This window comes from Streptomyces alkaliphilus, from assembly GCF_014141535.1.
In the GTDB taxonomy this organism is placed as follows: Bacteria; Actinomycetota; Actinomycetes; order Streptomycetales; family Streptomycetaceae; genus Streptomyces; species Streptomyces alkaliphilus.
This window is the reverse complement of sequence record NZ_VKHT01001103.1, coordinates 1-1544: the sequence shown is the minus strand read 5'-3', so window position 1 is coordinate 1544 and position 1544 is coordinate 1. Positions and strand designations below refer to the sequence as shown.

The 1544-nt window shown below is 71.8% G+C and carries 1 protein-coding gene; it reads left to right on the top strand.

What is annotated here, in order from left to right; all coding sequences use genetic code 11:
• Positions 1 to 406 precede the first annotated feature (406 nt).
• The gene (locus tag FNQ90_RS22715) at positions 407 to 1519 is read left to right on the top strand and encodes a C40 family peptidase (protein ID WP_182608058.1); all 1113 of its coding nucleotides are present in this window, start codon (positions 407 to 409) and stop codon (positions 1517 to 1519) included.
• Positions 1520 to 1544: the final 25 nt, after the last annotated feature.

Here is a 1544-nt window from a genome sequence, read left to right as displayed (position 1 = left end):
GGGCATCGGGCGCACACGTCCGGGAATCCGGGGACCGGCGGGCGAGGGAGTTCCACAACGGTAGGGGCGATTCGGCCGCCGACCAAAACACTCCGGGAAGGGGGACGGATTCCGATCCCCCGCGCCGAATTTTTGGTCGGCGGCCGATCCGGACCTACCGTTGTGGAACCGCCCGGGGAACACCGTCACCGGTGATGTCCCGTTGCGGCGGTTTCTCTCCGCCCATGGGTCGAGCGGCAACTCGCCCACGGGTCGGTACCTCGTGATCGCCCCTCCCGGCGCCGCGCCCCTTCCACCTGTCGCAGGCGTACGCGGCATGCCGGAATCCGCTCGTGAAGGAGACTTCGGTGACCTCTCGTTGCGCCCTGCCGCCCGCGTGCCGTGCCACGCGAGGGGGCGGGATCGGTTGAGGGGAATCGCCGCCGGTGTCGGCGTGGTGCTCCTCTCCCCCTTCCTCCTGGGGGGTGCGGCCATGGTGACGGCCCTCGCCGGTGAAGCCGTCGGCGGCTCCGCCGGCCGCTGCCTGTCCGACCCGGACACCGACGGGATCGCCGAGCGGGTCGCGGCGATCCTCGACGGGGCGGATGCCTCCGAGGTCGAGATCGAGGGGTTGGAGTTGCCCGGAGAGCAGATCCCGCACGCCCGGACCATCGTCGCCACCGGGATCGGTCTGCAGGTGCCCCGGCGCGGGCAGATCGTCGCGTTGGCCACGGCCGTGCAGGAGAGCCGGTTGCGGAACCTGGATCACGGGGACCGCGACTCCCTGGGCCTGTTCCAGCAACGTCCCTCGCAGGGCTGGGGGACTCCCGAGCAGATCCGGGATCCGGTCCACGCGAGTGAGCGTTTCTACCGGGCCCTGCTCGATGTTCCCGGCTGGGAGCACATGAGCGTGACCCGGGCGGCCCAGGCGGTGCAGAGGTCGGCTTACCCGGACGAGTACGCCCAGTGGGAACCGCTGGCGACCGCGCTGCAGCAGGTGATCGCCGCCGGCTTCCCTGCCACGGCCCCGGACTCCTCCGAGGAGGACGTCGGGGGCGGGGGTGCGCTCCCCGGTTGCGATCCGGTCGACGACTCCGGCTTCGGGGTCATCCCCGAGGGCGCGGTGCCCGAGGGTTACCGGATCCCGGCGACCGCCGATCCGCGGGCCCGCACGGCGATCACCTGGGCGATGCACCAGCTCGGAACGATGTACCAGTGGGGCGGCTCGTGCACCGCTCCGCACGGCCCGGACCCGATGGGGCGCTGCGACTGCTCCAGTTTGGTGCAGCAGTCGTACGCCAAGGCCGGTGTCGAACTGACCCGCACCACCTACACGCAGGTCAACGAGGGGCGGGCGGTCTCGCCGAGCGCGATGGAACCCGGCGACCTGATCTTCAACCGCGGTACCGCCGCCCGCCCCGAGCACGTCGGCATGTACCTGGGCGAAGGACTCGTCATCGAGGCCCCGCGCACCGGTAGACCCGTGCGCATCACTCCCCTCGCCGACTGGGACGTGCTCGCCGTGCGCCGCGTCCTGTGACCCCGGCCCCCGCCCGGTCCTTCCT